Raw genomic sequence first — 25,220 nt, 5'->3', positions numbered from 1 at the left:
AATTTATTTTTCTAAAAAAAATCAAAACGGCCCTTTTAGGAGCCGTTATAAGATGATGGCAATCATTCCGCCGGATCCTTCGTTGATGATTCTTTCCAGCGTTTCTTTTAATTTGTATCGTGCATTTTCTGGCATTAAGGAAAGCTTAGCTTGAATTCCTTCCCTGACAATAGAACTCAATGAACGACCGAAAATATCTGAATTCCAAATAGATAATGGATCTTCTTCAAAGTCCTGCATTAAATAACGCACAAGTTCTTCACTTTGCTTTTCAGTGCCAATGATTGGAGAAAATTCTGATTGAACATCAACCTTTACCATATGAATAGAAGGAGCTACAGCTTTTAATCTGACACCAAATCGAGAGCCTTGACGAATAATCTCGGGTTCATCTAGTGCCATATCCTCCAGCGAAGGTGCTGCTATGCCATAGCCGGTTTGCTTCACCATTTGCAAGGCGTCTGCTACTACATCATACTCCCGCTTCGCATGTGAAAAATCCTGCATTATTTCGAGGAGATGGTCTTTCCCTCTGATTTCTTCGCCTACAATTTCTTTTAAAATATGATCATACAAATAGTCAGGAGCTTGTAAGTCAATTTCTGCAATGCCTTCCCCAAGGTCCATACCCGAAATATGAGCCCCTGTAATATGCTCATATTGTTCAAAGTTGCCAATCACATGATCAACATCACGTAAGCGTTTAATATCTTGAACCGTCTCCTCTATGGCTGTCTGCAGGTGCTTCCTTAGCCAGTGACGTGAATCAAGAACCATTACCCAGCTAGGCAGATTTACGTTAACTTCAAGTACTGGAAACTCAAAAAGTGCTTCCCGTAAGACGCTGTGTACATCTTGTTCTCTCATACTTTCTACAGATAAGGCAAGGACGGGAATATCATATTTCTCTTGAAGTTGATTTTTTAATCTTTCAGTTCGATCGCTATGCGGCTGTGCTGAATTCACCACCATAATAAATGGTTTACCTACTTCTCTAAGCTCTTCCACTACTTTTTCTTCAGCTTCTACATAATCTTCACGAGAAATTTCACCGATTGTACCGTCAGTTGTCACTACAATACCGATCGTAGAATGTTCTTGAATTACCTTTTGAGTTCCAATTTCTGCTGCTTCGTGAAACGGGATTGCTTCCTCATACCATGGGGTGTGAATCATTCGCGGACCACTTTCATCTTCATATCCTACAGCACCCTTCACGGCATACCCCACACAATCAACCATACGAACACGAACATCTAGATGCTCATCAAATTGAATGTTAGCTGCTTGATTAGGAACAAATTTAGGTTCTGTGGTCATAATTGTTTTACCTGCCGCACTTTGTGGCAGTTCGTCCATCGCTCTTTCTCTTTCAGAATCATCTTCCATATGTGGAATAACAACGAGTTCCATGAACTTTTTTATAAATGTAGATTTCCCTGTACGAACAGCACCTACAACTCCCAGATAAATATCTCCATTCGTGCGCTTGGAGATATCACTGAAAATATCAACCTTTTCCAAAAGATCCCCTCCCAGATAAATTTCACAAATTACAAGCTTGGACACTCTCATTCTATGACATGACCATAATGAATTATGCTTGATTTCGTGAAGTAATCTAAGTTTGCTAAAGTCCTAATAAAAAAACTACGCTTTTTGTAGGGAGGGAAACCTTCCTTTATTTGCGATATCTTGCTCCTACCCGCGCCCAGAAGTCATCACTTTTATTATGAATACTACTCTCAAACCATTTTCTCTACCTATTACACCAAGTGTATAAATGATGAGACAAAAAATGCTTGGAGAGAAACTTAATGTATCTCTCCAAGCTGAAAATTCTTTTACAAACCTTGCTAAATATTACTCAGATGTCTTAAACACAGGTTCCCCGTCTTCAATTGTATAAGCAGGAGAATATGCAGGAGCAAACGGTGTATGATCAGTTAATAAATAACGGATGTCATCACCTTCGTCGTAAGAGTGCTCTTCTTGATCTAATAATTGATATAATTCTTTACGGTAATCAACAAGAAGCTCCCCCCGTTCATTAATATAAACAGGAAGCTGCTGATCAGAATAGGGGCTGTCCACTGTAGGCGGACTTTCAAGCCCCATCTCTTCATATTTCAGATCGTAAACATTTTTAGCCACTTTATTATTAAGGGGTGGGTATTCATTCTCATTTTCGTAGAAATCCACTTTTAATTGCAGAGAACGTAAAGCTTCCGTCAACCGTAAATCAACTACTTTTACAGTCGGCTTCTCATCTGGGTGAACAATAATGTATTGATAATGTCCGCCATTTTCAAACGAATTACCAGGAGCTTCTCCGATCAATCCGCGTTCTCGAAGCTTAGAAAAGTCCACAGGATACTTCAAAAAAGGGGGGGTATCTTCTTCTCTGGTCTTAATAGGAAGCAGCCCGGACTCTTGTTCCTGGAATTGTATCACAGACGCTTGTACCGATTCTAGCTGTTCTTGGTTTGTCGCACTATTCTTGTTTAATTCTGATTCTGGATAAAGACATCCACTTAGTACAAACAATAGCAGAGGGATACTCACCCATTTCAGCAAATTCATGATGATCCTCCTTCTAGCCTGTCGGCCCGCTAAATACGATGTACAGTATAACCAGGCCGCCAAAGATCATAAATAGATATGCAAATACAGCGGTTATAATTGATACAATACCTGATAATTTAAAACGGCTGAGATAAATCAAACCGGTTGCAAGAAATAACGAGATGATTCCTGCAAAAGATATGTACATTTTCAGCATTGCTACTGACATAAAACTTCCTCCTAAATTCCCAATGAACACGATGGTATTATACCATAGGTGTCCTTTCTTAAGAAGTCAAAAAAAATCCGGAGCTTGATTGCCCCGGTTGACTAAATAATTCCCGTTAATAGCTCATACGTATTAATTGCTACGGATTATAGTATGCGCAATTTTGGAGGACTGTCTCCTTAAAACGCCTACATATGGTTAACCTTTAAAATATTTACTTAAAGTATTCATATCCAAAGGTATATTTTGATTTACAATGGCCTCAACAATTTTATCCTCTTTTTGTTTCGAAACAGGCTTATTAGCAACACGAGCTAGTTGTTTTACTAAGCGCCTTACCACTTTTTCATCGCTAAAGTCCGCATTTTTTACTGAATCAGCTACTTGATATACGTCCTCTGGGTTAATATTAGCTTTATTTTGCAAATGATCAAAAATGTTTTTTTGAAAATTACTCACTACCAATTACCTCCTCGCGCATTTTGTTCTTGGTAGTATATGCACGAGGAGAATAATGTGTTAGTTATTCATTTGATCATCAAGGATATTTGTTAGATCTTCCATTTCATGCCTTCTAATACGGGTCATAAGCTGCGTAACTACATCGCGGGGATCAGCATCCTCAAACAATATCTGGTATATTCCAGACGTGATGGGCATGTCAACTTCTTGTTTTTTTGATAACTGGAAGGCTGCTTTCGTCGTTCTTACTCCTTCTACCACCATCCCCATCTCTTCAAGGACTTGATCTAAATCGGCTCCCTTACCAAGTTTATTACCTGCTCTCCAATTACGACTGTGTGCACTTGTACAAGTAACGATAAGATCGCCTATACCAGTCAAACCCGAAAAAGTTAGTGGATTGGCACCCATAGACGTCCCTAATCTAGCAATCTCTGCTAACCCACGAGTAATAAGTGCCGCTTTTGCATTGTCACCAAATCCTAGTCCATCTGAAATACCAGCCCCAAGAGCGATAATATTCTTCAAAGCTCCTCCAAGTTCAACCCCCACCAAATCTGGTGAAGTATAAACCCTGAACTTTTCATTAATAAAGAGATCTTGAACTGTGGCTGCAACTTCTAAATTTTGAGAAGAAACGGTAACCGTCGTTGGATGTTTAAGGCTTACCTCTTCCGCATGACTTGGGCCAGACAATACAACAATATCCTTATAATATTTTTTGGGGACTTCCTCTGCGATAATCTCCGAAACACGTTTGTAAGTTTCCGGTTCAATACCTTTGGCGGCATGAGTGATGGTGACTTCTTGCGTTAAATACCCCACCAGTTCTTTACAAACTTCACGCATGGCTTTTGTAGGTACAACAAGCAAGATATGCTCGACCCCCTGTACCACACTTTCCATGTCAGAACTTGCGTGAATAGAATCGAGGATTTCAATCCCACTTAAATATTTTTCATTTTTATGGGTAGTGTTGATTTCATGAGCGTGTTCTTCGCGATGTGACCACAATTGAACTTCGTTTCCATTATCGGCTAATACAATAGCGAGAGCCGTACCCCAGCTTCCCGCACCTAAAACTGCTACTTTACCCATTTCATAGTCTCCTCTCATACTAGCTACGTTTTCTTGCAATAATTTTAATTGGAGTTCCTTCGAATCCAAACGCTTCTCTTATACGGTTTTCTAGAAAGCGCTCGTACGTGAAATGCATAAGTTCAGGTTCATTAACAAATACCACAAAAGCCGGGGGCTTAACCGCCACTTGTGTAGCATAAAAAATTTTCAGTTTTTGTCCTTTGATGGATGGAGCAGGATTCATAGCAAGTGCATCCATAATTACTTCATTTAAAATATTTGTTTGTACTCTGCGGGCATGATTCTCACTTGCTTCAATAACCTTAGGCAGAAGCGTGTGAGTCCTCTTCTTAGTTTTTGCCGACAAAAAGGCTATTGGCGCGTAATCTAAAAAGCGGAAATTAGAGCGCACATCGTCTTCAAATTCCTTCATCGCTTTTTCATTAGATTCTACAGTGTCCCATTTATTTACTACAATGATGACAGCTTTTCCAGCTTCGTGGGCATACCCGGCAATCTTTTTATCCTGTTCTTGTATACCGGTCTCCGCATCAATTAAGCTTAAAACAACATCTGATCGTTCAATTGCTTTTAACGCCCTCATAATGCTGTATTTCTCCGTAGACTCGTAAACTTTTCCTCTTTTTCTCATACCCGCTGTATCGATAATAATAAAATCACGATCATCTTTTGAGAAAGGCGTATCAATGGCATCTCTTGTTGTACCGGCAATATCACTTACAATTACTCTCTCTTGACCTAAAATACTGTTAACGAGTGATGATTTACCAACATTTGGCCGCCCAATTAAACTGAAACGGACAATATCATCATCAACTTCTTCAATTTCACGTTCAGGAAAATGTTCGATTACAGCATCAAGCATATCTCCTAGACCGAGACCATGAGTACCCGAGATTGGATAAGGTTCCCCGAATCCTAAAGAATAAAATTCATAAATATCTTCTCTCATCTCTGGATTATCTACTTTATTCACTGCGAGAACCACAGGTTTATTAGATTTAAACAAAATTTTAGCTACTTCTTCATCGGCTCCTGTAATTCCATCTCTTCCATTTACCATAAACACAATCACATCAGCTTCATCGATAGCTACTTGAGCTTGCGCTCTCATTTGAACTAGTAGCGGCTCATCCCCTAATTCAATACCGCCTGTATCAATTAAGTTAAACGTAGTATTTAACCACTCAGCCTCAGCGTAAATTCGATCTCTTGTCACTCCAGGAGTGTCTTCAACGATTGAGATACGATCTCCTACTAATCGATTAAATATAGTGGACTTACCAACGTTTGGCCGCCCTACTATGGCTGCTATAGATTTTCGCATGAAAGGATCATCCTTTCCCTATCTTATTTATCAGTTATTGAGATTTCTATTATACATGCAAATAAAAAAATACTGCTGTTCTTTGGAACTGCTAGTTCAAGCATACTTCCATAAAGAATAGCAGAAATGACCTAACTTATTTATATTAGCAAATTCCTTAGCCATATACAATTTAATTTTTGTTTACTATAACGATGAAACTTTAGGCATCCCTTTCTTTTTCCTTTTTACGCGCCTTGAAACTTTCTTAACATAGGCTATCCCATTTATAGTAAATATAGCCATCATCCCTTTAAATAAAGTAATATGAAACTCAATGAAATCAGGCATAAAATCTAAATACAAAACATGGCTCACTGTGTAAGAAGTAATTACCCCAAACGAATTCATGAGTATCCATAATCCTAGCTGACTGTTTAAAGAAAACCCCAAATAATAAATAATACCCACTAAAAGCAAGGTGCTTAATTGGACACCGGGGAAAAGGTACCACACAGGATTACTTAATAAAAACAATTGATAGATCGACCAGCAGCAGGTGAAAAGGATCGGCCATAAATGTTGAAAAATTGACCGGGATTCTGCCCATAAATAAACACCAAAAAGAGACTGAATAAAAAAAGATATCCAAAATGGTCTCTGACCTTCTATGTAGTTCGTAATCATAATCATTTGAATTAGAACAAAGAGAAGTAATGCGTTTTTATTACTCGATTTCGCATTTAAGAAGAACGCAATAATAACGAAAACTACCCATGCATACCAATAGTAAGTGCTAGCCATAATGTCCTCTCCTTACTTCCATTATGGCTGTTTGCTCTTCTGTTTAAACATTAATTCGTTGCTGTGCCCACTCTTTCGTAGCTCCATTTAAAGTAAAAGCAGCGGTTCCTAATTCTTCAACATTTTTAGAATTTGTTAACATCATTACCATTTTTAATTCCTTTTTAATATGTTCTATTTGTTCAATTAAAGATTCATATCCTTCCTCTACCAATACTTTTAGCAATACGCCGGCCATGCCAAAGGATTTGGCACCTAGAACAATTGTTTTGGCACCATCAACCCCATGACGTATACCTCCTGAACCTAAAATTGTAAGGTCGTAATCTTCTTCTAATTGTTTTGCTTCTAAAAGAGACATTGGTGTAGGTATTCCCCAATTATCGAAGGAAGCAAAAGGCTTAGTACGTCGCATATTTTCAACTTTTGAGAAGTTCGTGCCCCCTCTTCCTCCTACATCTATATAACGGACACCCAGTTCTATAAGCTTTTGAATGGCTTCGCGAGACATTCCATAACCAACTTCTTTAACTATAACAGGCACCTCTGATTGGTTAACTATAGTCTCTATTTTATGTAAACGCCCTGAAAAATCACGGTCTCCTTCCGGCATTATTAATTCTTGAAGGGTATTCAAATGAATTTGAAGTGCATTTGCATCAATCATCTCTACAGCTGATTTGGCTTGTTCAAGAGAAGCTTCACTACCCACATTTGCAAATAGGACGCCTTCTTTATTTTCTCTTCTAGCGATTTCATAGCTTAATCTTTCAGAAGGATCTTTTATAGCTGACATTTGTGAGCCCACTGCCATACCGATCCCGGTTTCAGCAGCGGCTCTAGCTAAATTGCGATTTATTGATAATGTTTGTTCTCCGCCGCCGCCAGTCATTGCATTTACAAAAATAGGAGAACTTAAAGTAAGTTCTCCCACATGTGCGCTTAAATGAAGTTGATCAAAGTTTAAACCAGTTAAACTTTGATGCACAATGTTTACATCATCAAAGTGATTATAAACATTATGTTCATGACTAAGTGCGTGGCGGATATGATCGAGCTTCCTTTTGGCCCTCGACATAACCATCACCGCCTGTTATTTTTTGTATTTATCTAATTGATCGCCAATCATATCACTAAGAGAAAATCCAGCATTGTCTTCCTCTTTTTCGTACTGTTTTACTTCTTCCCTGCTTTGTTCACGCTCAAGTTCTTTCATGCTTAACGACAACCTTTTCGCATCTTCATCAACATCAAGAACTTTAACACTCACGGTTTGTCCTTCTTCTAATACTTCACCAGGCGTTCCAATATGGCGATTAGAAATTTGGGAAATATGAACAAGACCTTCGACACCTGGAAAAACCTCAACAAACGCACCGAAGCTTACAAGACGGCGTACTGTTCCTTCTACTACTTCACCAGACTGAACGCGGCTGGAAATATCATGCCATGGTCCAGGCTGAGTAGCTTTAAGAGATAGGGAGATTCTTTCATTATCACGATCAACTGACAATACTTTCACTTTTATGGTCTGACCTTCTTCTACCACATCTGAAGCTTTCTCGACGTGTTCATGAGAAAGCTGCGAGATATGTACAAGACCGTCAATACCACCAAGGTTAACGAAAGCCCCAAAGTCAGTCAGTCGTTGTACTGTTCCCTCAATTACTTGTCCCTCTTCAAGTGATTGAAGAACTTCTTGCTTTTTAGAAGATTCTTCAGCTTCTACAACTGCACGGTGTGAGAGAATCACGCGGTTCTGGTCGCGATCCAGCTCTACCACTCTCAGGGTTAATTCTTTACCTTTATAATTTTCAAAATCTTCAACATAATAAGTTTCAACTAAGGAAGCGGGAATGAAGCCTCGCAGTCCGATATCTACTACAAGTCCACCTTTAACAACGTCTTTAACTTCAGCAGTAAAAGTTTCACCGCTTTCATATTTATCTTCAAGGTCCTGCCAAGCGTTATCAGCATCTACAGCCCTTTTGGACAGGACAATCTCATCATCTTCTACCTTTTTCACTTGAAGTTTAAGTTCGTCACCTTCGCTAACGACGTCTGAGGCTTTTTCTACATGCAGACTGGATAATTCACTAATAGGAACGATTCCTTCAACTTTATATCCTACATCTACAAGGACTTGTTTTTCTTCAATTTTCACGACTTTACCAGTCACGATATCCCCTGCAGAAAATTCTTTCATACCTGATACTTCATGGTTCATTTCATCCATGCCAAGCTACCTCCTTCAATTTCCGACACAACCTAATTACAGAAATGCCCTTTTGTCTAACTTCTAATATTTGAAGCGGTTTGTCAAGTATTTACCCTTTTTCGCTGTGGATTTTATGCAATTGTCTGATTTCTTCCATAATTAGATCTGTAACGACTTGTGCAGATGCTTTTTCATCACGATAAGGCTGCAGATCAATTGGCTTTCCATAAGCTACTTTAAGCGGTTTAAACTTGCGGTACGGGCCAATAATCGCACACGGGACAATTGCCGCTTCTGAACGAAGAGCAAAGAAACCTGCTCCAGCTAGTCCTTTACCAATTTCTCCGTTCCTTTGTCTAGTACCCTCTGGGAACAATCCTAAAGCATGATTTTGCTTAAGAATATCTAGTCCTTTACGTAGAGCGTTACGATCTCTCATTCCTCTTTTGATTGGAAACGCATGCACTCTTTTCAAAATTCCCCCAATAAGCTTGTTTTTAAACAATTCTTCTTTAGCTAAGAAATAAATATTTCTGTTATTTGTAATACCTACAATAGGAGGATCAAAATTTGAAATATGATTACTGCAAATAATAACTGGCCCATCTTTTGGAATGTTCTCTCTTCCTACCACCTTTATGCGGTAAAGAGGATAAAAGATAATAGCACAGAGAGCTTTTCCAAATTTATATAAATTCACGTATACTACCTCCCTGCCTGCTCAACTATGTGAATAATTCTATCAACGACTTCTTCAATCGACAACGAAGTTGTATCTACTTCTATTGCATCTGCAGCTTTCACCAAAGGCGCTATTTCCCGTTGTGAGTCGATCTCATCTCTTTTTCGTATCTCTTCCATTAATTCATTCAAGTTAGATGAAAAGCCATTCTCTATATTTTCTTTATGACGACGTTCTGCTCTTTCTCTAACAGAAGCGATCATAAAAATTTTCACTTCTGCATCGGGAATGACATGCGTGCCAATATCACGTCCGTCCATCACAACTCCTCTTTGTTCTACAAGGTTTTGTTGTCTGGTTACCATTTCTTTTCTCACTTTAGGGTGCTTTGCTACGTAAGAAACACTAGATGTTACTTCATGTGTACGAATATCTTTAGTAACATCAAGGTCATCCAGTTTTACATGTTGTCCATCCGCCTCTTGAACTAGTTCAATACTCGTTTGTTTGAGAAGCTCCTCAAGAGCTTCTTCCTGATTAAGATCGACTGCATGCTTTAAGGCTTTCAATGTAATCGCTCGATACATAGCACCTGTATCTATATAAATATAAGATAATTGTTCAGCAACCTTTTTAGCGACTGTACTTTTTCCTGCTGCTGCTGGTCCATCAATAGCTATGGCGAGTTTACGTGTCATCTTTCTTCCTCCAATATTTACAATGCTACATACGAAAACGCACCATTATATAAGAAAGCGCGTTTTGTTTCCAACCTTTGAAATTGTTGTATTTATGTACACCGTTTTCTATAATACACTCGTAAAGAATAACATAAAAAGCTAATCAATATCTATACAAATCGCTATAGTCTTTTTGTTTTACGCATTTGCATTTGTTGTTCAAAACAATATTGAATGATGAGTTGACGAAACTTTTCATTAAGTTCAACGAACTCTACCGAAACAGCGGAAACATGACTTTCTTTATTGAATGAGGATCTTACGACAGATCCAAGCACATCTATATAATAGTATTCTCCACTATTCATAGGTAGGACTAGGGTAAAATCAAATAATTGATTATTAGTTAATGAAGTGCCATTCGGCTCATAAATTGCCATGCCGCCTCCACTAAGATCACGGGTTACCGTAGTAAACTGTACTGGGCTATTCCTTCCCTTTACGGCAACATTAATTGCCGTATCTATTCGAACATACTGCCTTCTTTGAACTCTAACCAGTTCGTCTTCCCCTGGAAAGCTAAGCACAAGGACAGGGATATTTTTTTTTCGACGACCAAGCACTTCTGTTTCAAACCAATATGCGGATCCGTCCTCCCCTAAAAAACTTGCTTGAAACTGAGCACCTTCAAAGAAAAAAGCGGTTTTCTGGGTAATAAGTTTCACGGGGTAATCAATAAAGATTTGTTGATCTGCATGATCAACTAACCTGCATTTAAATTTTTCTATGTCTTCTTGTTTTTCTGCATGTAATTCAAGAGTGATTGGTGTTCCCACTTTCAACATGGTTTCCCCTCTTTCCTTTTCACATATAAGTAATTATTTTTCTTAATTATCTCAAAAATAAGATAGTAAGAAAAGCATAGAACTTTAGATCCATAAACTTGACCAGTTATAAATTTGATTTATACGCTTTCTTCTTTATATACGGAAGCGTTTAAGTTTTAATGAAAACTAAAAAAGCTGCGAGAAGCAGCTTTTTAAGATATATCTGTATTAAATTTAGCCTCACTAGTGTTTAACGTTTCTACTTTTTCTTCTTCTCCATTATCGGAATTTATAAATATCCGATAAGTTTCATCATCTTTTGTCGTTAAAAATTCATAGCAGAGGACGAGCTCTTGAGCATCATTTTCTATAACGGCCAAATAGTTCTCTTGCACTTCCAGATTAGGATTAATCATCTCTTTCGCTTCTTCTTCCGAGAGAACAGGCTCTTCATTAATCGATTCGTTTGGACGACTATAATACTGAAGAGCATCCAGACCTAGCATTTCGCCATTATCTAAAGCCACTTTCACTTGAACAGTGCTTGGATAATAACGGATATCGTCCTCGGTATATACATACCTAAAAACGCCTACATTATCATATTGACTGCTTTCAATCAGTTCCATGTTTTCTAAATCAAGTTTATCCACATATTCTTTAGCTTTATTAGAAGCTTCATTTAAACTAATCTTTGTATCTTCTACATCCCTTGCTACCATGATAGTCAACGGATACCCACCTTGCTTGGACATGTCCATGTACCCGTTTTTCTTATCTTTATGAAAAGAAGCCGTTACTGTTGGTATGTCAGCCCCCTTACCAGAGTCAGTAATCGTAAACTCAGAAGGATCTACTTCGCCGAACCACTCCTGAGCAATCTGGATGGCTTTATCTTTGTTGATCTTTTCCCCTTTTAAGTGAGAAAGATCTTTCTCATCAGGTCTAGAAGATATGCCTGTCTCCATATTTGTCTGCTGATATCCATCCACGGATTTCTCTACCGTTTTAAAACCATTAATAATCGTGTTGTCTCCAGTTTCATCATTGGTGGCTAATGCTAGTTCTACATCCATCCACCTAAGGTTGTCTTTTAAAACCATATTTTGAACTTTTCTAAGTTCATTTTTTATATCACCCGATTGCTTATATAATTCTTCTAACCCTGCTATTTCGTCTTCGGATAAAGGCTCTTTATCTAAATCCCTGATCGCCGTATTATAAGCAAAGTCTCCAATATCAAATAAGAATTCTTCCGTTTTATTAAAAGGAAGAAGCGTTAATGGTAATTGACCAACATCAGAGCTTGCTTCAGAAGTAATTCTCCAGATTTCAGCCATTTGTGGAGAAAGTTGCTTCCTTGTGTTCATAGCGAGTGTTGCCCCAATTTTATCATGAAGAGTATCCACATCAGAAGTCAACTCATGAAAAGCGCGCTGATAACTGTTCTCTGCTTGAATAAGTATCGCATTTTTATCCTGATGCTCTTTGTACGCAAATGCCGCAGCCCCAATGACTAAAAGTGTTAATAACGAAATCGTAATCCAGCGAAACATCACTCCACCTCCTATTTACAAAAGATATGTTTTCCGATTTTCTTAATTTGCGGCCTAGACCAAATCCAACCTGAAGTGGCTGTATTTGGATTGAAGTAATAGGTTGCATTTCCTGAAGGGTCCCAGCCATTAATCGCGTCAATTACCGCTTTTTCAGCTGTGTCATTAGGAGTCAGCCAAATCTGACCATCGGCCACCGCTGTAAATGCTCTAGGTTCAAAGATTACACCTGAGATTGAATTAGGGAAGGTAGCACTGTCTAAACGGTTCAGGATAACTGCCGCTACGGCAACCTGGCCTTCATAGGGTTCACCGCGTGCCTCACCATAAACCGCGTTCGCCATTAACTTAATATCGTTTTGAGAGTAACCTCCAGGGACATTAACGGCCGTTGGTTCTGAAGGAGTGGTCTCCTGTCCCCCCTCACCACTGCTTTGGCCTTGACCTTGCTTATTCGTTTGACCCTCTCCTGAGGGTAAGTACTGTTCATATCCTTTTGAAGCTTTAACTAGTTTGTTTTTCATTTCCGGTCCTACTAGACCGTCAATCTCCATTCCAAACTCATATTGGAAATTCCTTACTGCCCAGTAGGTACTCCATCCAAATACACCATCTACTTCTTTGCTGTAAAACCCAAGATGTTTTAACCTCGCTTGAAGTTCTATCACATCTTGACCAACTGCTCCCTGCTGTATTACCTGATTTGTAAAGGCATGAATCTTACCACTATGATTCATTTCAGGCACAGGTAATATTAGAAGCGTGAATAATAAAGCAAACATTACAGTTTTCTTCCTAGCCATCTCATTTACACCCCTGACCCATCTTTTATTTATAGAGGTAGTTTTGTACAAATAGAGAACAATATACATAAGCTAATAAAAAAGCCGCCTCAAGAAGGCAGCTAATGATCAGGATCCGGGGATAAAAGATTATCATGATGCTTATTAGCAAGGTTAATTTTACGAACACTTATTAACCATAAAAAAATCATGAACGGAATAATCAAGTATAACCAAATCGAACTGACGATAAAGTAATCGTATAAACTATGTAAAACTACTGGAATAATTAATGCTAAAGAAATGGAAAGCCGCCTATAACGCAAGGAAAACTTAGCTTTACCCATGTAAAAACCCATGAGCAATCCAAATAAAGCATGAGAAGATACAGGGAAAACGGCTCTGAGCAGAGCAATTTCTATTCCATTAGCGAATAGATAAATAATATTTTCTAATGTAGCAAAACCTAAACTTATAGCCACCCCATAAATAATGCCATCATAATGGTGGTCAAAGTCAGCGTGCCGATAGGCTACAAACAGAAAGAAAAACCATTTAAAAAACTCTTCTAATAACCCCGCTAAAAAAATTGACTTCATTATAGGCGACTGGAATATGGCTTCGCTTTCAAAAGCGTACTGAATAAACATAAGCGGGAAGACTAGAATAGCTCCTAAAATAAACATCCTTATAATGAGAGGAAGAGGTTCTAATTCAATACGTTTACTTAAATAAATAAAAGTCATCAATGCTACTGCAGGTGCGACAGCAGCTGTTAAAATGGCCAATGGTCATCTCCCCCTTCTCTTTTCTTCCGCTGAATTTCATCGTATCATGGAAAGGTAAGAAAAGGAATATTTGAACTAGCAGGAGGTTCTTATGAAAACAATTTTAGTAATACATACTGGTGGAACAATTTCTATGAAAGAAAATAAAGAGACAGGCGAAGTAAATACAGGGGATCAACACCCTTTAGAGGAGATCACTTCATTTTTAAGTGGAAGCACAAAGATCGAAGATGAAATCTTATTTTATTTACCTTCCCCTCATATCCGTCCTGATCACATGTTAAAACTAGGGCAATTCATTCATGAAAAATTAGCTGCTCAACATTATGACGGAATCGTCGTTACTCATGGAACAGATACTCTGGAAGAAACAGCTTATTTTTTAGATCTGTTTTTACAAACAAGAAAGCCTGTTATTGTCACGGGGGCTATGAGGTCAAGTAATGAAATTGGCTCAGATGGCCTTTACAATTTATTAAGTGCGATAAAAGTAGCCAGCTGCGATGAAGCTCAAGATAAAGGAGTGCTTGTCGTGATGAATGATGAAATTCATACTTCACGCAATGTAACGAAAACATCGACAAGTAATGTTGCAACGTTCCAAAGTCCCCAATATGGCCCTATTGGTATTACGACAAAAAATGAAGTTTTCTTTCATCATAAATCAACAAGTCACGATTCTTACCCTATTCAGCAGCTTACAAAAAAAGTTGTCCTTATAAAAGCTTATGCAGGTATGGATGGCTCTATTATAGAAGCCGCACGAAAGAGCGGTGCTGATGGAATGGTTATTGAAGCGCTGGGGCAAGGAAACCTTCCTCCGGAAACAATTCCGTCTATTAAAGAGACCATACAAAAAGGGCTCCCTGTCGTTCTCGTTTCTAGATGTTATCAAGGTATCGTCCAAGATACCTATAGTTACGAAGGTGGAGGGCGCAGGCTTAGAGAAATGGGAGTCATTTTCGCCAATGGCTTAACAGGTCCTAAAGCAAGAATTAAACTAATGGTTGCTTTAGAGATGACGAATAACCCATTAGAATTAAATCCTATGTTTGGTTATTAGGAGGCTGGAACAAAACTGAATAAGGCATAAAATAATCCGAACGATTTTATTAAAATCAGTTCGGATTATTTATGTGCCAAGGAAGGAGTTTACCTTTGCCCCGTCAAAATACTTCGCGTTCCATGGTCACGGCCTCAGTTTCTTTTTACGCACCGGGTACCAGATACCGAAATTCACACTTAGCACTTCGCTCTTTTAGGGCTTTTCGGTACCTGGTACCCTTATGAGTTTTTTATCGTTCGTTTCTTATATCCCAGCCCCTTCTTTATCACAAATGGAGCGGGCAATCTGCCCTCCATGGAACCGGCCGTTTTCAATAAATATTTCATTATTATTATATCCTGCTGCGATAACCCCGGAGATATAAATATCTCGAATATTCGTTTCCATCGTATTTTCATTAAATGACGGACGTCCTGTCTCCTCATTTATATCCACACCCATTGAGGTTAGAAACTGATGATTTGGACGGTAACCAGTCATTGCAAAAACGAAATCATTACTCAATCGTTTTTCTTCGCCCTTACAAGTATAAACGACTTCTGTCTCAGTGATTCCCTTTAAATGAGCACAGAATTCCATACTTACGATTTCTTTTCTCACTAAAGCTTCAAATTGAGGCAGAATCCAAGGTTTTATACTCTTTGAATAATCTTCTCCTCTGTATAAGACAGTAACATTTGCTCCAGCTTTTACAAGTTCTAACGTGGCATCAGCAGCGGAGTTCTTCCCGCCGACGACGACCACATTTTTATTAAAATAAGGGTGAGCTTCTTTAAAGTAATGCATTACTTTATCTAATTCTTCACCCTCAACACCTAAAGGGTTCGGTTGGTCATAATAACCTGTGGCTACAATCACATATTTCGCATGGTACAGCTTGTCTTCATGATCATTTTTTAAAGTCTTGAGATAAAATCCATTTTCTGCTTTCGTAACATTCGTTACTTTTTCAAAAGAATGGATGCGTAATGTTTCGCGTTCAGCTACAGCACGATAATAAGCCAATGCTTCGTTTCTTACAGGTTTTTGTCTTTCTGTAATAAACGGAATCTGCCCAATCTCTAATTTTTCACTAGAACTGAAAAAAGTTTGATGAGTTGGGTAATGATAAATCGAATTTACCACATTACCTTTTTCTATAAGTAAAGCATCGATACCTAATTTTTTTAATTCTATTGCTGCACTCATTCCACAAGGACCTGAGCCAATAATGATGACTTTTTCTTCTAGCACCTTCGTCACTCCTCTTTATTGCCAACACGTAAAAATCTCCTACCATATAAATGATAGGAGATTTAATCTTTAGAATCAACCTATATCCATCCTCTAAACCTAGAGGCCTCAGCCATTTTACGCACGCCCACCATATAAGCAGCAAGCCTCATATCAACCCGTCGGTTTTCTGCTGTTCTAAAAACATTATCAAAGCCTTTAACAATAACTTTGTGTAATTTCTCTTCCACTTCTTCTTCCGTCCAATAATATCCCTGGTTATTTTGAACCCACTCAAAATAAGAAACTGTAACGCCACCTGCAGATGCTAATACATCTGGTACAAGCAGTTTACCACGGTCAGAAAGAATTTTTGTAGCCTCTAAAGTAGTAGGTCCGTTTGCTGCTTCCACTACAATATCTGCTTTTATCTTGCCTGCGTTCTCTTCGGTAATTTGGTTTTCAATCGCTGCTGGCACTAAAATATCACAATCGAGTTCTAATAACTCTTGATTTGTAATTGTATTCTTAAACAAGTTAGTAACCGTACCAAAACTGTCTCTTCGATCAAGTAAGTAATCAATATCTAAACCATCAGGGTCGTGCAATCCTCCATGAGCATCGGAAATACCTACTACATTTGCTCCTTTATCGTGCATGAACTTTGCTAAAAAGCTCCCTGCATTGCCGAATCCCTGCACAACCACACGTGCACCTTCGATTTGAATCCCTTTCTTTTTAGCAGCTTCTTCTATGCAGATCGTCACCCCTTTTGCCGTTGCGGATTCTCGACCATGTGAACCACCTAAAACTAAAGGCTTCCCTGTAATAAATCCAGGATTATTGAATTCATCTATTCGACTATATTCATCCATCATCCAAGCCATAATTTGCGAATTTGTAAACACATCAGGGGCGGGTATATCTTTAGTCGGGCCTACAATCTGACTAATCGCTCTTACATAGCCTCGACTTACCCCTTCTAACTCTCTAAAAGACATGTCTCTAGGGTCACACACAATACCGCCTTTACCGCCACCGTAAGGCAAGTCTACAATTCCTGCTTTTAAGCTCATCCAAATAGATAGTGCTTTTACTTCCTTTTCAGAAACGTTCGGATGAAACCGCACGCCCCCTTTAGTGGGACCGACCGCATCATTATGCTGAGCTCTAAAACCGGTGAAGATTTTTATAGAATCGTCGTCCATTCTAACAGGAATTCTTACTGTCATCATTCTTACAGGTTCTTTCAGCAGATCGTAAACCTCATTAGGATAACCCAATTTATCCAGGGCTTTTTTCACTACTTTTTGCGTGGATTTTAAAACGTCTAACTTATCATTTTGATCATTTGTATTGACGTCAGCTTTATCGGCTACCATCGATTTACCTCCTATGTGAAACCAGTCGCTAAGGGTGCTCTTTCAGTCAATAGTATACACGTAACCTATCGTTATGCCTAGCTTTCTCTCTTATTTTTTAAAAAGAAATGAAAGCGATTACAAACCCTGACTCTTATTTGGTAAAGATAAATTAACAAATTGCTCAACCAAGTCATCGTAGCTCCATCCGACTACTTGAGCGGAATCTGGAAAAAGGCTTGTAGGTGTCATACCAGGTAATGTATTTACTTCTAATATAATAGGTGTATTATTCTCATTAATAATAAAATCTACTCGGGAATATACGCTGCATCCTAACAATTGATGAGCTTGAACTGCATAATTCTGTAATTGTTCTGTTAATTCGTCAGAAACCTTAGCCGGGACAATATGTTCACTGCCACCTGGCTTGTATTTTGAATCGAAATCATAATAATCACTTTTTGGAATAATTTCGATCACAGGCAATGCTGTCTCTTCTCCTTGCTTACCGACTACAGGTACGGTAACCTCCCTGCCCCTTACGTATTCCTCTACTAAAATGACAGTATCGGATGCAGCCGCGACTTCTATAGCTTTATCAATTTGACTATCTTCTTTAACGATTGTCAGACCTAATGTAGAACCTTCTTGATTCGGCTTTACAACAAAAGGTGTAGTAAAGCTTGCTTTAACTTCTTCTGCAATTACTGAATAGTTCTCGTATCTGTTTATTTCATAAGAATGGCTTAAAGCGGTAGGAATGTCATTTGTTTCAAAAATTTGCTTTGACTTCGCTTTATCCATAGCTAAAGCAGAAGAAAGTACTCCTGAGCCCACATACGGGATATCGAGCATGTCTAACAGCCCTTGAATTCTTCCATCTTCACCAAAGCGGCCGTGCAGGCCGATAAACACTAAATCCACCTTCAAGTGAATGAGTTGTTCTATTTTGCTTGGATCAAAATCAATTCCTATTACTTCATGTCCTTTATTTTTTAAAGCCTGAATAATTCCTTTACCTGTTGATAAAGATACTTCTCTTTCTCCGGAGACTCCCCCGTATAACACTGCAACTTTCATGCTATGAACACTCCATTCTTCAGTCCAAAGTTTCACCTTATTTTAACACGTTCTTTACCCCGCTTCTAATTTAAATCAAACAAAAAGAACGAAAGCATGTGCTTCGTTCTAACTTTATCTTATGATGGGGAAAAGTATTGTTTAATAATTTGTATTGCATTTTTTTCCATGATGGGCTGACCATATTCAATTAAACGATGAGAAGTAACCGCTGAGGCTGAGGAAAATTCAGATAATAAAGCGATAACTTGTTCGGCATCTAAGTGAAAAATAGATTCGTCGTCAAGCACCATGTAATAAAGGTCATTGTAAAGGTACACATCCCCCTGACGCACTTCTAAAGCAAACAAGTGCAATCCCGCCTGAATAATATCTTCAAAGTCATCAAATGCAAATATCATCTCTTTACTTTCATCTAAAGTTACTTTCATTTCAATATAACCATCATCTTCGTCTATTTCTTCCTTAGATTTCGTTACAACTACGAGCATTCCTTGTGCCTGCAGCAAATACACTTGAACGAGAAGCATCCCATTTAATTCAACACCCAATTCTACACCGGCGTCATACATCATATCACTAAATACACGGTGCACCCTTGGAAGATCACTCCAAAGTTCTTCCTTTGTCAAGCCTCTGTCTAACAAATCATCAAAGGTTAAGAAGATTTTAAATTTCTCGTTAGACATTCTTTCGACTCGCATGTATACGCCCCCTTTTTATTAAGGATATCTGTTATCTATATCTTATGATGACCGCTCTAAATATGGCACTTATTTTAGAATTATATCCGCGATTTCACTGAGGGGCAATCATTTCTTAATTTACTATAGACTTCTCTGAAGCCAGCTTTCCCATTCGTCCTTAGTACTCCCGACAATATAGGGCTGAAGCCTTTTTCTATCTAATTCTGGCAAAGTTTCATAAGCATATCCACCTAGTCCGATTCTTAAATCTGCGTACTTCTCGTCTAAATCTTCAACCAGTCTGATGGCCATAGCTATATTTTTTTTCATTGTACAGGACATGAACACAAAGGCAGGTTCAACTTCATCAATTACTACCTCAATATCTCCTCCGGCAATGCTTTGTCCCAGGTATACAACTTCATATCCCCTCCGCTTTAAAAACAAGGCAAAAATTAGCAACCCTAACTCGTGACGTTCGTTTGGACCGCACAAAAGTAAAGCTTTTGGTTGAATACCTTCGATAGGCACAGCTAACAGCAGCATCCCCATGCGAGAACGCAAAAAGTTGCTGGCAAAGTGTTCATGTGCACTCGTGATTTCATTATTTTCCCACATATCCCCTATTTTGACTAATAAAGGCCCTATCATATCAATGGCTACCGTTTCAGGAGTAAATAAACTAAAAGCTTCGTCAAGCTTTAATTGGGCAGCACGTTCATCGAAAGATAACAAACTTTGAAGCAGGTGATCTCCAGTGGCAGATAAATGATTCTTTTCTTCTTGAATTCGTGGAGGCTCAGAAAGGCTTTCACTGTTTTCCAACAAGGAGACCGCTTGAGATATCGTAAACCCTTTATTAACTTTATCTATAAGCCATTTTAATGTTTGAATATGATCGTCAGTATATAAGCGATGACCAGCGTTGTTTCGTGCAGGCCGGATAATTTGGTATCTACGTTCCCAAGCTCTCAGTGTGCCCGCTTGAATGCCCAGCATATTGGAAACTGCTTTAATATTATATTTCGCTTTTGGTGTTGGCATTATCTTCCCTCCACTAGAAGGTTTTACATTAATTATAGTGTTTGTTTTATCATTGTGTAAAGTTTGTATATTCTTCGTATAACACCAATTCAACCGTGTCCTTGAATTAAGTCTTAAACCGAATAGGACAAGTTTTTACATCATATGGTGAAGGTATGACTGTTAAGAAAGGTGATGGATATGTATACCCCTATAAAATGGTATCATCCGTATGCTAGCACAGCTGATCCTTGCCCGCCGATCGAATGGAAGTATTATCAAACGCCTCCGAATTTATATTTAGGTTTTCAGCCTACTGGTCTTCCTCAGTTTCCTTTGAAGGAAGCACTATTTAAAGGAACTTTGTGGCCGGTTTTATTTGATCCGTACCCGACGCCGATTCGAGGTGAAAGCAAGTGAAGCCGAGTCGAGAGCAAATGAAACAAATGGAACAAATCCAACAAGTAGATTTCGCGTTAGTCGAACTCACTTTATATTTGGATACACATCCACAAGATTATAACGCCATACAACAGTTTAACCAGTTAGCAGCACAAAGTAAACAATTAAAGTCACAGTATGAACAGCAATTCGGACCGTTGAGGCAGTTCGGAGGAAGTTTTTCCTCCTATCCATGGAGCTGGAACGAGCCCCCTTGGCCCTGGCAGATGTAAATATTAAAAAGGAGGATCCTTATGTGGTATTACGAAAAAAAGTTACAATATCCGGTAAAGGTAAGTGAGTGTAATCCGCGATTAGCCAAGTATCTCATTGAACAATACGGTGGTGCAGATGGTGAATTATCTGCAGCCCTTCGATACTTAAACCAAAGATATTCAATACCAGATAAAGTGATCGGGCTGCTTACCGATATCGGTACAGAAGAATTTGCCCACCTCGAGATGATTGCTGCCATGGTTTATAAGTTAACGAAAGACGCTACACCGGAGCAACTCAAAGAAGCAGGTTTAGGAGCTCATTACGCCAACCATGATCATGCTTTATTTTATCACGATGCGGCAGGTAATCCCTGGACGGCAACCTATATTCAAGCCAAAGGAGATCCTATTGCTGATTTATACGAAGATATCGCTGCTGAAGAAAAAGCAAGAGCAACCTATCAATGGATCATCAATATGTCAGATGATCCATGCTTAAATGACAGTTTGAAATTTTTAAGAGAGAGGGAAATTGTACATTCCCAACGTTTTAGAGAAGCAGTGGAGATATTAAAACAAGAACAAAACCGCAAGCATATTTTCTAATAACAAGCCTTAAGAAAACTTATTCCACATTCCCACAGGATTCTAGCGGTTTTTTGAACTGATATGATATTTAATTTATGCTCCCTAATTGGGAGCTGTTTTATTTTATAGATATCTCCTCAATGTAAGAAACGGGATCCTCATTCTTTAGTTTATATTTGTCTACCCAGCTGCTCCAATAAGGATGAGTAAGAATCAGTAATATTAAGATTATAAAGATACCCAGTAAGCTCTTAAACCATAATAGACTAAACCTCCATCTTGCACTAGCTTTCTCCTTTCTATGTGTCTCAGATCGAGAAGGTAAGTCTAAAACTGTTTCTACTTTTTCACCATGTTCAGTCGTATCAATTTTGTCACTCACTGTTTCTCCCCCCATTTCGCAACGAAATCCACACGCCTAAAATAAAGTCGATGAGAAAATGAGCCGTGATGGTCACGAGTAAGTTCCCTGTAATTTCATACATGTAACCAAGAAAATAACTAACAAATAAAACAGAAATTAATAAAACCAATTTTTTCAAATACCTGAAATGTATGAGTGCAAATAAAGTGCTTGCTGTGAAATAGCCAAATGATGTCTGGATGACACCTCTAAATAAAGCTTCTTCACAAACCGCAATAAGCAGTGTTAACCAAAAAATGTTTAGTATGCTGTGATTTTGAAATACTTTTTGGTTAATTCCGCCATCATCGTAAAAACGTTCAGGAAGAAATCTCATTAGTGTGAAGTCAATAGATAAAATTAAAGCAGCTGGAAGCGCTCCTAACAATATAACCTCCGTTATTTGTATAGAAATAAGAGAAAGCCATGTTTTGAGCGGAGCTTGAAACAATATTAAACTCGCCAGGACAGCAACAAGTAATAAAATGATCTGAGTAATGATTAAGTGTTTGGTAATTTGACGAGTAGAGAGCTGGTTTATAAAATCACTTTGACTACGTTTCGTCATTGGTAGTCTCCTGAAGAAATAATGCTCTAAGCCTGTCTTGCCAATTTTCAATTGTATCCACTGAGCTTACACGCTCTTCATATATTTCGAGATCATCTATAGAAAAACCACAGTAATCACAGCACGTCACAATAGGTCTTGATATTTCATTTTGAAAAGGAGCGTACAACTGCTTTCGTCGACAACCACTACAATGAATCCAGTTGACCATCTGTTTATATTTATTATTTTTATAGAGCCATCGTTCTTTTAAGCGCTTGCTTATCTTAGCGCGTAATCCTATTAAATCTGGATGGCGTTGAATCATTCGATTACTTACTACATGATGGTATTCCAAATGATATTTCAGAAAATTCCATTGCGACTCTGCCAGTTGTAAAATTTCAGTCATCTCTTCATCTATGAGCAATTCGTTTTTATGTGCAAGCCAGCGCAATAAGCGCTCTACGTCCTCCTCTTGTGGCAGTTCCTTCTCTAAAAGCCTCTGAGGAAGCACCTGATCATTAGGGGTGTGCAGTACTAGACTTGCACATGGTTTTCCGTCTCTTCCAGCTCGACCGATTTCTTGAATAAATGACTCAATTTGAGTTGGAAAATGATAGTGAATGACTCTGCGAATATTGGGTTTGTTTACCCCCATGCCAAAAGCACTTGTGCAGCAAATAACATCAAGTTCATCTTTCATAAATTGTTGTTGGACAAGCAATCGATCCATGGTTTCCATCCCGCCATGATAAAAAGCAATTCGTTGATCGAGCGAAAGAGTCAATTCTGCTGCAACCTGTTCAGCTGCTTTACGGCTAGAAAAATAAATCATAGTCGGAGCGGGTTTGTTTGAGACAATTGACTTAATTCTTTCCACTTTCTCTTGGTGCCAAAGAACATCCTCCACCGCAAAACTCATATTTGATTTGTCCATTCTATAAATATGAGAAACCATGTCAAGCTTTTTCAGCTGACATTTAATATCTTCCTGTACTTCCGGCGTAGCAGTTGCACTTAGCGCAAGAATAGTAGGATCTCCAAATTCTTTTACCACTTGGCTTAACTTCAAGTAATCTGTCCTGAATTCATGTCCCCATTGGGAAATACAGTGTGCTTCATCAATAACAAACAATTCGACATATAGTTTTTTTAATTCATGAATAATTGTACGATTTTGCAGCATTTCCGGAGACAAGTAAATGAGACGATAGTTATGTAAAGATTGGAAAACTGCCTTTCTTTCTTTTAGCTCCATAAAGCTATTAAGAGCAACTACAGATTTAAAACCTTTAGCTTTTAATTGTTTAACTTGATCAACCATTAAAGAAATCAACGGCGACACTACAATAGTGGTACCTTTCTGCAGTAAAGAAGGTAACTGAAAACAAAGTGATTTACCGACACCAGTGGGAAGAATTCCTAATACATCTTTTCCCTCTAGTACATCTTCAATAATCTCCTGTTGTCCTTCTCTAAAACTCGAATACCCAAAATGCTGTTTTAAATAATCAAGAAGTCGATGGCTGCCCATGAGTATTCTTCTCCTTTTGTGCATAATTTGTTCTGGCAAGTACTAATCTCAGTTCGAAATAACTATATTTTTTATTCAATGATTCATATAAGTTTTTTAGTTTATTGGTTTTTAATTCATCTTGCATCCGGCCAATAGTTTGTTGATCCTCAATCGTTATAAAAGGTGTGATATCAAACGCCGGCATCACTAATGCGGCTTCTACCACGTGATCCTGTATGGTGCTCAATTTCAATCTTCGCTTTTTACAAATTTCTTCAAGCTCAAAACCTCGTCTGAGCCATTCATAGGTTTGTTTAGCCGAGTCAGTGATGAGCTCACTCGTCTGTAACCCTTCCATACCTAAAAAAAGAGCAGGATACGAGCCAGGATGTTTTATGACCTTCTGAAAGATATAAAACCATGTATGCCGAATATTTAAATCAACATTTTCTTTAATCATTTGATATTGTAAAGCTAGCTGCTCTCTCGTTCTTCCTGTCAAATTGCCGCCCGTTAACCGAGCTGTAAACAGTTCAGCTTCTTTATCATGGACAGTAAGTAGTAATGCGTTTATTTCTTCAAAAAGAGAATTTGCTAAATCGTTAAGACGATTCTCTCTATATTTTATTTTCACCCATTGCTGTATGGCTGAATCTTCTTCAATAGGAAGAAAGGATAAGTTGTTTATTTTAGTACAAGTGACGGTTTGAATAAGCAACCGTAACCTTTTTTCGAATATAGTTACGTGGCGATGATACACCATACCGTTAAAATAGTGGTTCTTATTAATAATAGAAGAAGATAAGTGATTCACGCCCGCATCTTTTATTACTGGCATACCTTCTTCGTTTACTTCTATCCATCCCTTATTAACCATCTGCTCCATTACATTATTTACTTGTTCTTTATTCAGTTGGGGGTATACACCAAATAAGCGGTCTAATTCATAGATTCTAGCATCTTGTAATGTTTGTGAAGAGCGCTTCCCTTGAATCAAATGATAGACACCTGAAATAGAACGCTCTCCTCTTAACGAAAGAATACATTTCAACAAGATTGCTTCAAACATGTAA

At 38.3% G+C, this 25,220-nt stretch carries 28 protein-coding genes; 4 read left to right on the top strand and 24 right to left on the bottom strand.

Annotation, left to right across the window (positions count from 1 at the left end; all coding sequences use genetic code 11):
* Nucleotides 1-45: 45 nt before the first annotated feature.
* The 15 genes from spoIVA to prsW form a co-directional block, all read right to left on the bottom strand.
* Entirely contained in the window at nucleotides 46-1,524 is a 1,479-nt protein-coding gene (gene spoIVA / locus ACGTNH_RS10120; RefSeq protein WP_394586592.1) for a stage IV sporulation protein A, read from the bottom strand.
* A gap of 339 nt (nucleotides 1,525-1,863) precedes the next feature.
* Entirely contained in the window at nucleotides 1,864-2,583 is a 720-nt protein-coding gene (locus ACGTNH_RS10115; protein ID WP_394586591.1) for a YphF family lipoprotein, read from the bottom strand.
* Between the two features lie 13 nt (nucleotides 2,584-2,596).
* Nucleotides 2,597-2,794: a DUF2768 domain-containing protein gene (locus tag ACGTNH_RS10110; protein WP_394586590.1), complete on the bottom strand. Its 198-nt coding sequence runs from the start codon at nucleotides 2,792-2,794 to the stop codon at nucleotides 2,597-2,599.
* A gap of 198 nt (nucleotides 2,795-2,992) precedes the next feature.
* Nucleotides 2,993-3,253, bottom strand: a complete 261-nt coding sequence (locus ACGTNH_RS10105) for a stage VI sporulation protein F (protein ID WP_394586589.1) — start codon at nucleotides 3,251-3,253, stop codon at nucleotides 2,993-2,995.
* A gap of 60 nt (nucleotides 3,254-3,313) precedes the next feature.
* Nucleotides 3,314-4,354 carry an NAD(P)H-dependent glycerol-3-phosphate dehydrogenase gene (locus ACGTNH_RS10100; protein WP_394586588.1) on the bottom strand — a complete coding sequence of 347 codons (1,041 nt, stop codon included), beginning with the start codon at nucleotides 4,352-4,354 and terminating at the stop codon, nucleotides 3,314-3,316.
* A 19-nt stretch (nucleotides 4,355-4,373) separates the two neighbouring features.
* On the bottom strand, nucleotides 4,374-5,684 hold the full coding sequence (der, locus tag ACGTNH_RS10095; protein WP_394586587.1) for a ribosome biogenesis GTPase Der: 1,311 nt from the start codon (nucleotides 5,682-5,684) through the stop codon (nucleotides 4,374-4,376).
* Between the two features lie 186 nt (nucleotides 5,685-5,870).
* Nucleotides 5,871-6,467: a YphA family membrane protein gene (locus ACGTNH_RS10090; RefSeq protein ID WP_394586586.1), complete on the bottom strand. Its 597-nt coding sequence runs from the start codon at nucleotides 6,465-6,467 to the stop codon at nucleotides 5,871-5,873.
* Between the two features lie 43 nt (nucleotides 6,468-6,510).
* On the bottom strand, nucleotides 6,511-7,545 hold the full coding sequence (gene fni / locus ACGTNH_RS10085) for a type 2 isopentenyl-diphosphate Delta-isomerase (protein ID WP_394586585.1): 1,035 nt from the start codon (nucleotides 7,543-7,545) through the stop codon (nucleotides 6,511-6,513).
* A 15-nt stretch (nucleotides 7,546-7,560) separates the two neighbouring features.
* Nucleotides 7,561-8,703, bottom strand: coding sequence for a 30S ribosomal protein S1 (gene rpsA / locus ACGTNH_RS10080; RefSeq protein WP_394586584.1), 1,143 nt, complete (start codon nucleotides 8,701-8,703; stop codon nucleotides 7,561-7,563).
* 91 nt (nucleotides 8,704-8,794) lie between these two features.
* Entirely contained in the window at nucleotides 8,795-9,385 is a 591-nt protein-coding gene (locus tag ACGTNH_RS10075; RefSeq protein WP_394586583.1) for a lysophospholipid acyltransferase family protein, read from the bottom strand.
* 5 nt (nucleotides 9,386-9,390) lie between these two features.
* A complete protein-coding gene (gene cmk / locus ACGTNH_RS10070; protein ID WP_394586582.1) occupies nucleotides 9,391-10,065 on the bottom strand; it encodes a (d)CMP kinase in 675 nt (224 codons plus the stop codon).
* 164 nt (nucleotides 10,066-10,229) lie between these two features.
* Nucleotides 10,230-10,892, bottom strand: coding sequence for a flagellar brake protein (locus ACGTNH_RS10065; protein ID WP_394586581.1), 663 nt, complete (start codon nucleotides 10,890-10,892; stop codon nucleotides 10,230-10,232).
* 194 nt (nucleotides 10,893-11,086) lie between these two features.
* Nucleotides 11,087-12,430 (bottom strand): germination protein YpeB, encoded by a 1,344-nt coding sequence (gene ypeB / locus ACGTNH_RS10060; protein ID WP_394586580.1) that lies wholly within the window; start codon nucleotides 12,428-12,430, stop codon nucleotides 11,087-11,089.
* 11 nt (nucleotides 12,431-12,441) lie between these two features.
* Entirely contained in the window at nucleotides 12,442-13,167 is a 726-nt protein-coding gene (sleB, locus tag ACGTNH_RS10055; protein WP_394587689.1) for a spore cortex-lytic enzyme, read from the bottom strand.
* 167 nt (nucleotides 13,168-13,334) lie between these two features.
* A complete protein-coding gene (gene prsW, locus ACGTNH_RS10050) occupies nucleotides 13,335-14,000 on the bottom strand; it encodes a glutamic-type intramembrane protease PrsW (protein ID WP_394586579.1) in 666 nt (221 codons plus the stop codon).
* A 91-nt stretch (nucleotides 14,001-14,091) separates the two neighbouring features.
* On the opposite strand from prsW, the gene ACGTNH_RS10045 reads away from it, so the two are divergent.
* Entirely contained in the window at nucleotides 14,092-15,063 is a 972-nt protein-coding gene (locus ACGTNH_RS10045) for an asparaginase (protein ID WP_394586578.1), read from the top strand.
* Nucleotides 15,064-15,309: 246 nt separating this feature from the next.
* On the opposite strand, the gene ACGTNH_RS10040 is transcribed toward ACGTNH_RS10045, so the two are convergent.
* The 5 genes from ACGTNH_RS10040 to ACGTNH_RS10020 form a co-directional block, all read right to left on the bottom strand.
* Nucleotides 15,310-16,299, bottom strand: a complete 990-nt coding sequence (locus tag ACGTNH_RS10040; protein ID WP_394586577.1) for a YpdA family putative bacillithiol disulfide reductase — start codon at nucleotides 16,297-16,299, stop codon at nucleotides 15,310-15,312.
* An 80-nt stretch (nucleotides 16,300-16,379) separates the two neighbouring features.
* On the bottom strand, nucleotides 16,380-17,660 hold the full coding sequence (locus ACGTNH_RS10035) for a Glu/Leu/Phe/Val family dehydrogenase (RefSeq protein WP_394586576.1): 1,281 nt from the start codon (nucleotides 17,658-17,660) through the stop codon (nucleotides 16,380-16,382).
* Between the two features lie 117 nt (nucleotides 17,661-17,777).
* Complete coding sequence (locus ACGTNH_RS10030; RefSeq protein ID WP_394586575.1) at nucleotides 17,778-18,722, bottom strand: D-alanine--D-alanine ligase; 945 nt, start codon at nucleotides 18,720-18,722, stop codon at nucleotides 17,778-17,780.
* A gap of 119 nt (nucleotides 18,723-18,841) precedes the next feature.
* Nucleotides 18,842-19,426, bottom strand: a complete 585-nt coding sequence (locus tag ACGTNH_RS10025; protein WP_394586573.1) for a genetic competence negative regulator — start codon at nucleotides 19,424-19,426, stop codon at nucleotides 18,842-18,844.
* A 123-nt stretch (nucleotides 19,427-19,549) separates the two neighbouring features.
* A complete protein-coding gene (locus tag ACGTNH_RS10020; RefSeq protein ID WP_394586572.1) occupies nucleotides 19,550-20,452 on the bottom strand; it encodes a MerR family transcriptional regulator in 903 nt (300 codons plus the stop codon).
* A 180-nt stretch (nucleotides 20,453-20,632) separates the two neighbouring features.
* Here ACGTNH_RS10020 and ACGTNH_RS10015 point away from each other — a divergent pair, with 180 nt between their 5' ends.
* Genes ACGTNH_RS10015 through ACGTNH_RS10005 form a run of 3 tightly spaced genes read left to right on the top strand, consistent with a single transcriptional unit; the run spans nucleotide 20,633 to nucleotide 21,696 of the window.
* On the top strand, nucleotides 20,633-20,851 hold the full coding sequence (locus ACGTNH_RS10015) for a spore coat associated protein CotJA (protein ID WP_394586571.1): 219 nt from the start codon (nucleotides 20,633-20,635) through the stop codon (nucleotides 20,849-20,851).
* 17 nt (nucleotides 20,852-20,868) lie between these two features.
* Nucleotides 20,869-21,105, top strand: coding sequence for a spore coat protein CotJB (locus tag ACGTNH_RS10010; RefSeq protein WP_394587688.1), 237 nt, complete (start codon nucleotides 20,869-20,871; stop codon nucleotides 21,103-21,105).
* Between the two features lie 21 nt (nucleotides 21,106-21,126).
* On the top strand, nucleotides 21,127-21,696 hold the full coding sequence (locus ACGTNH_RS10005) for a manganese catalase family protein (protein WP_188375832.1): 570 nt from the start codon (nucleotides 21,127-21,129) through the stop codon (nucleotides 21,694-21,696).
* Between the two features lie 100 nt (nucleotides 21,697-21,796).
* Here the strand turns inward: ACGTNH_RS10005 and ACGTNH_RS10000 are convergent, their stop codons facing one another.
* Genes ACGTNH_RS10000 through ACGTNH_RS09985 form a run of 4 tightly spaced genes read right to left on the bottom strand, consistent with a single transcriptional unit; the run spans nucleotide 21,797 to nucleotide 25,216 of the window.
* Nucleotides 21,797-22,060 (bottom strand): hypothetical protein, encoded by a 264-nt coding sequence (locus ACGTNH_RS10000; RefSeq protein ID WP_394586570.1) that lies wholly within the window; start codon nucleotides 22,058-22,060, stop codon nucleotides 21,797-21,799.
* Nucleotides 22,053-22,649: a CPBP family intramembrane glutamic endopeptidase gene (locus tag ACGTNH_RS09995; protein ID WP_394586569.1), complete on the bottom strand. Its 597-nt coding sequence runs from the start codon at nucleotides 22,647-22,649 to the stop codon at nucleotides 22,053-22,055. Before ACGTNH_RS09995 ends, ACGTNH_RS10000 begins: the two co-directional genes overlap by 8 nt.
* Nucleotides 22,636-24,165, bottom strand: coding sequence for a RecQ family ATP-dependent DNA helicase (locus ACGTNH_RS09990; protein ID WP_394586568.1), 1,530 nt, complete (start codon nucleotides 24,163-24,165; stop codon nucleotides 22,636-22,638). The genes ACGTNH_RS09995 and ACGTNH_RS09990 overlap by 14 nt, the downstream gene beginning before the upstream one ends.
* Nucleotides 24,143-25,216: a YpbB family protein gene (locus ACGTNH_RS09985; protein ID WP_394586567.1), complete on the bottom strand. Its 1,074-nt coding sequence runs from the start codon at nucleotides 25,214-25,216 to the stop codon at nucleotides 24,143-24,145. Before ACGTNH_RS09985 ends, ACGTNH_RS09990 begins: the two co-directional genes overlap by 23 nt.
* Nucleotides 25,217-25,220: the final 4 nt, after the last annotated feature.

Origin of the sequence: Halobacillus sp. B23F22_1 (genome assembly GCF_043497005.1) — a bacterium.
Taxonomy (GTDB): Bacteria; Bacillota; Bacilli; order Bacillales; family Halobacillaceae; genus Halobacillus_A.
The sequence above is the reverse complement of the archived record's forward strand: the minus strand, read 5'-3'. Positions and strand labels throughout refer to the sequence as shown.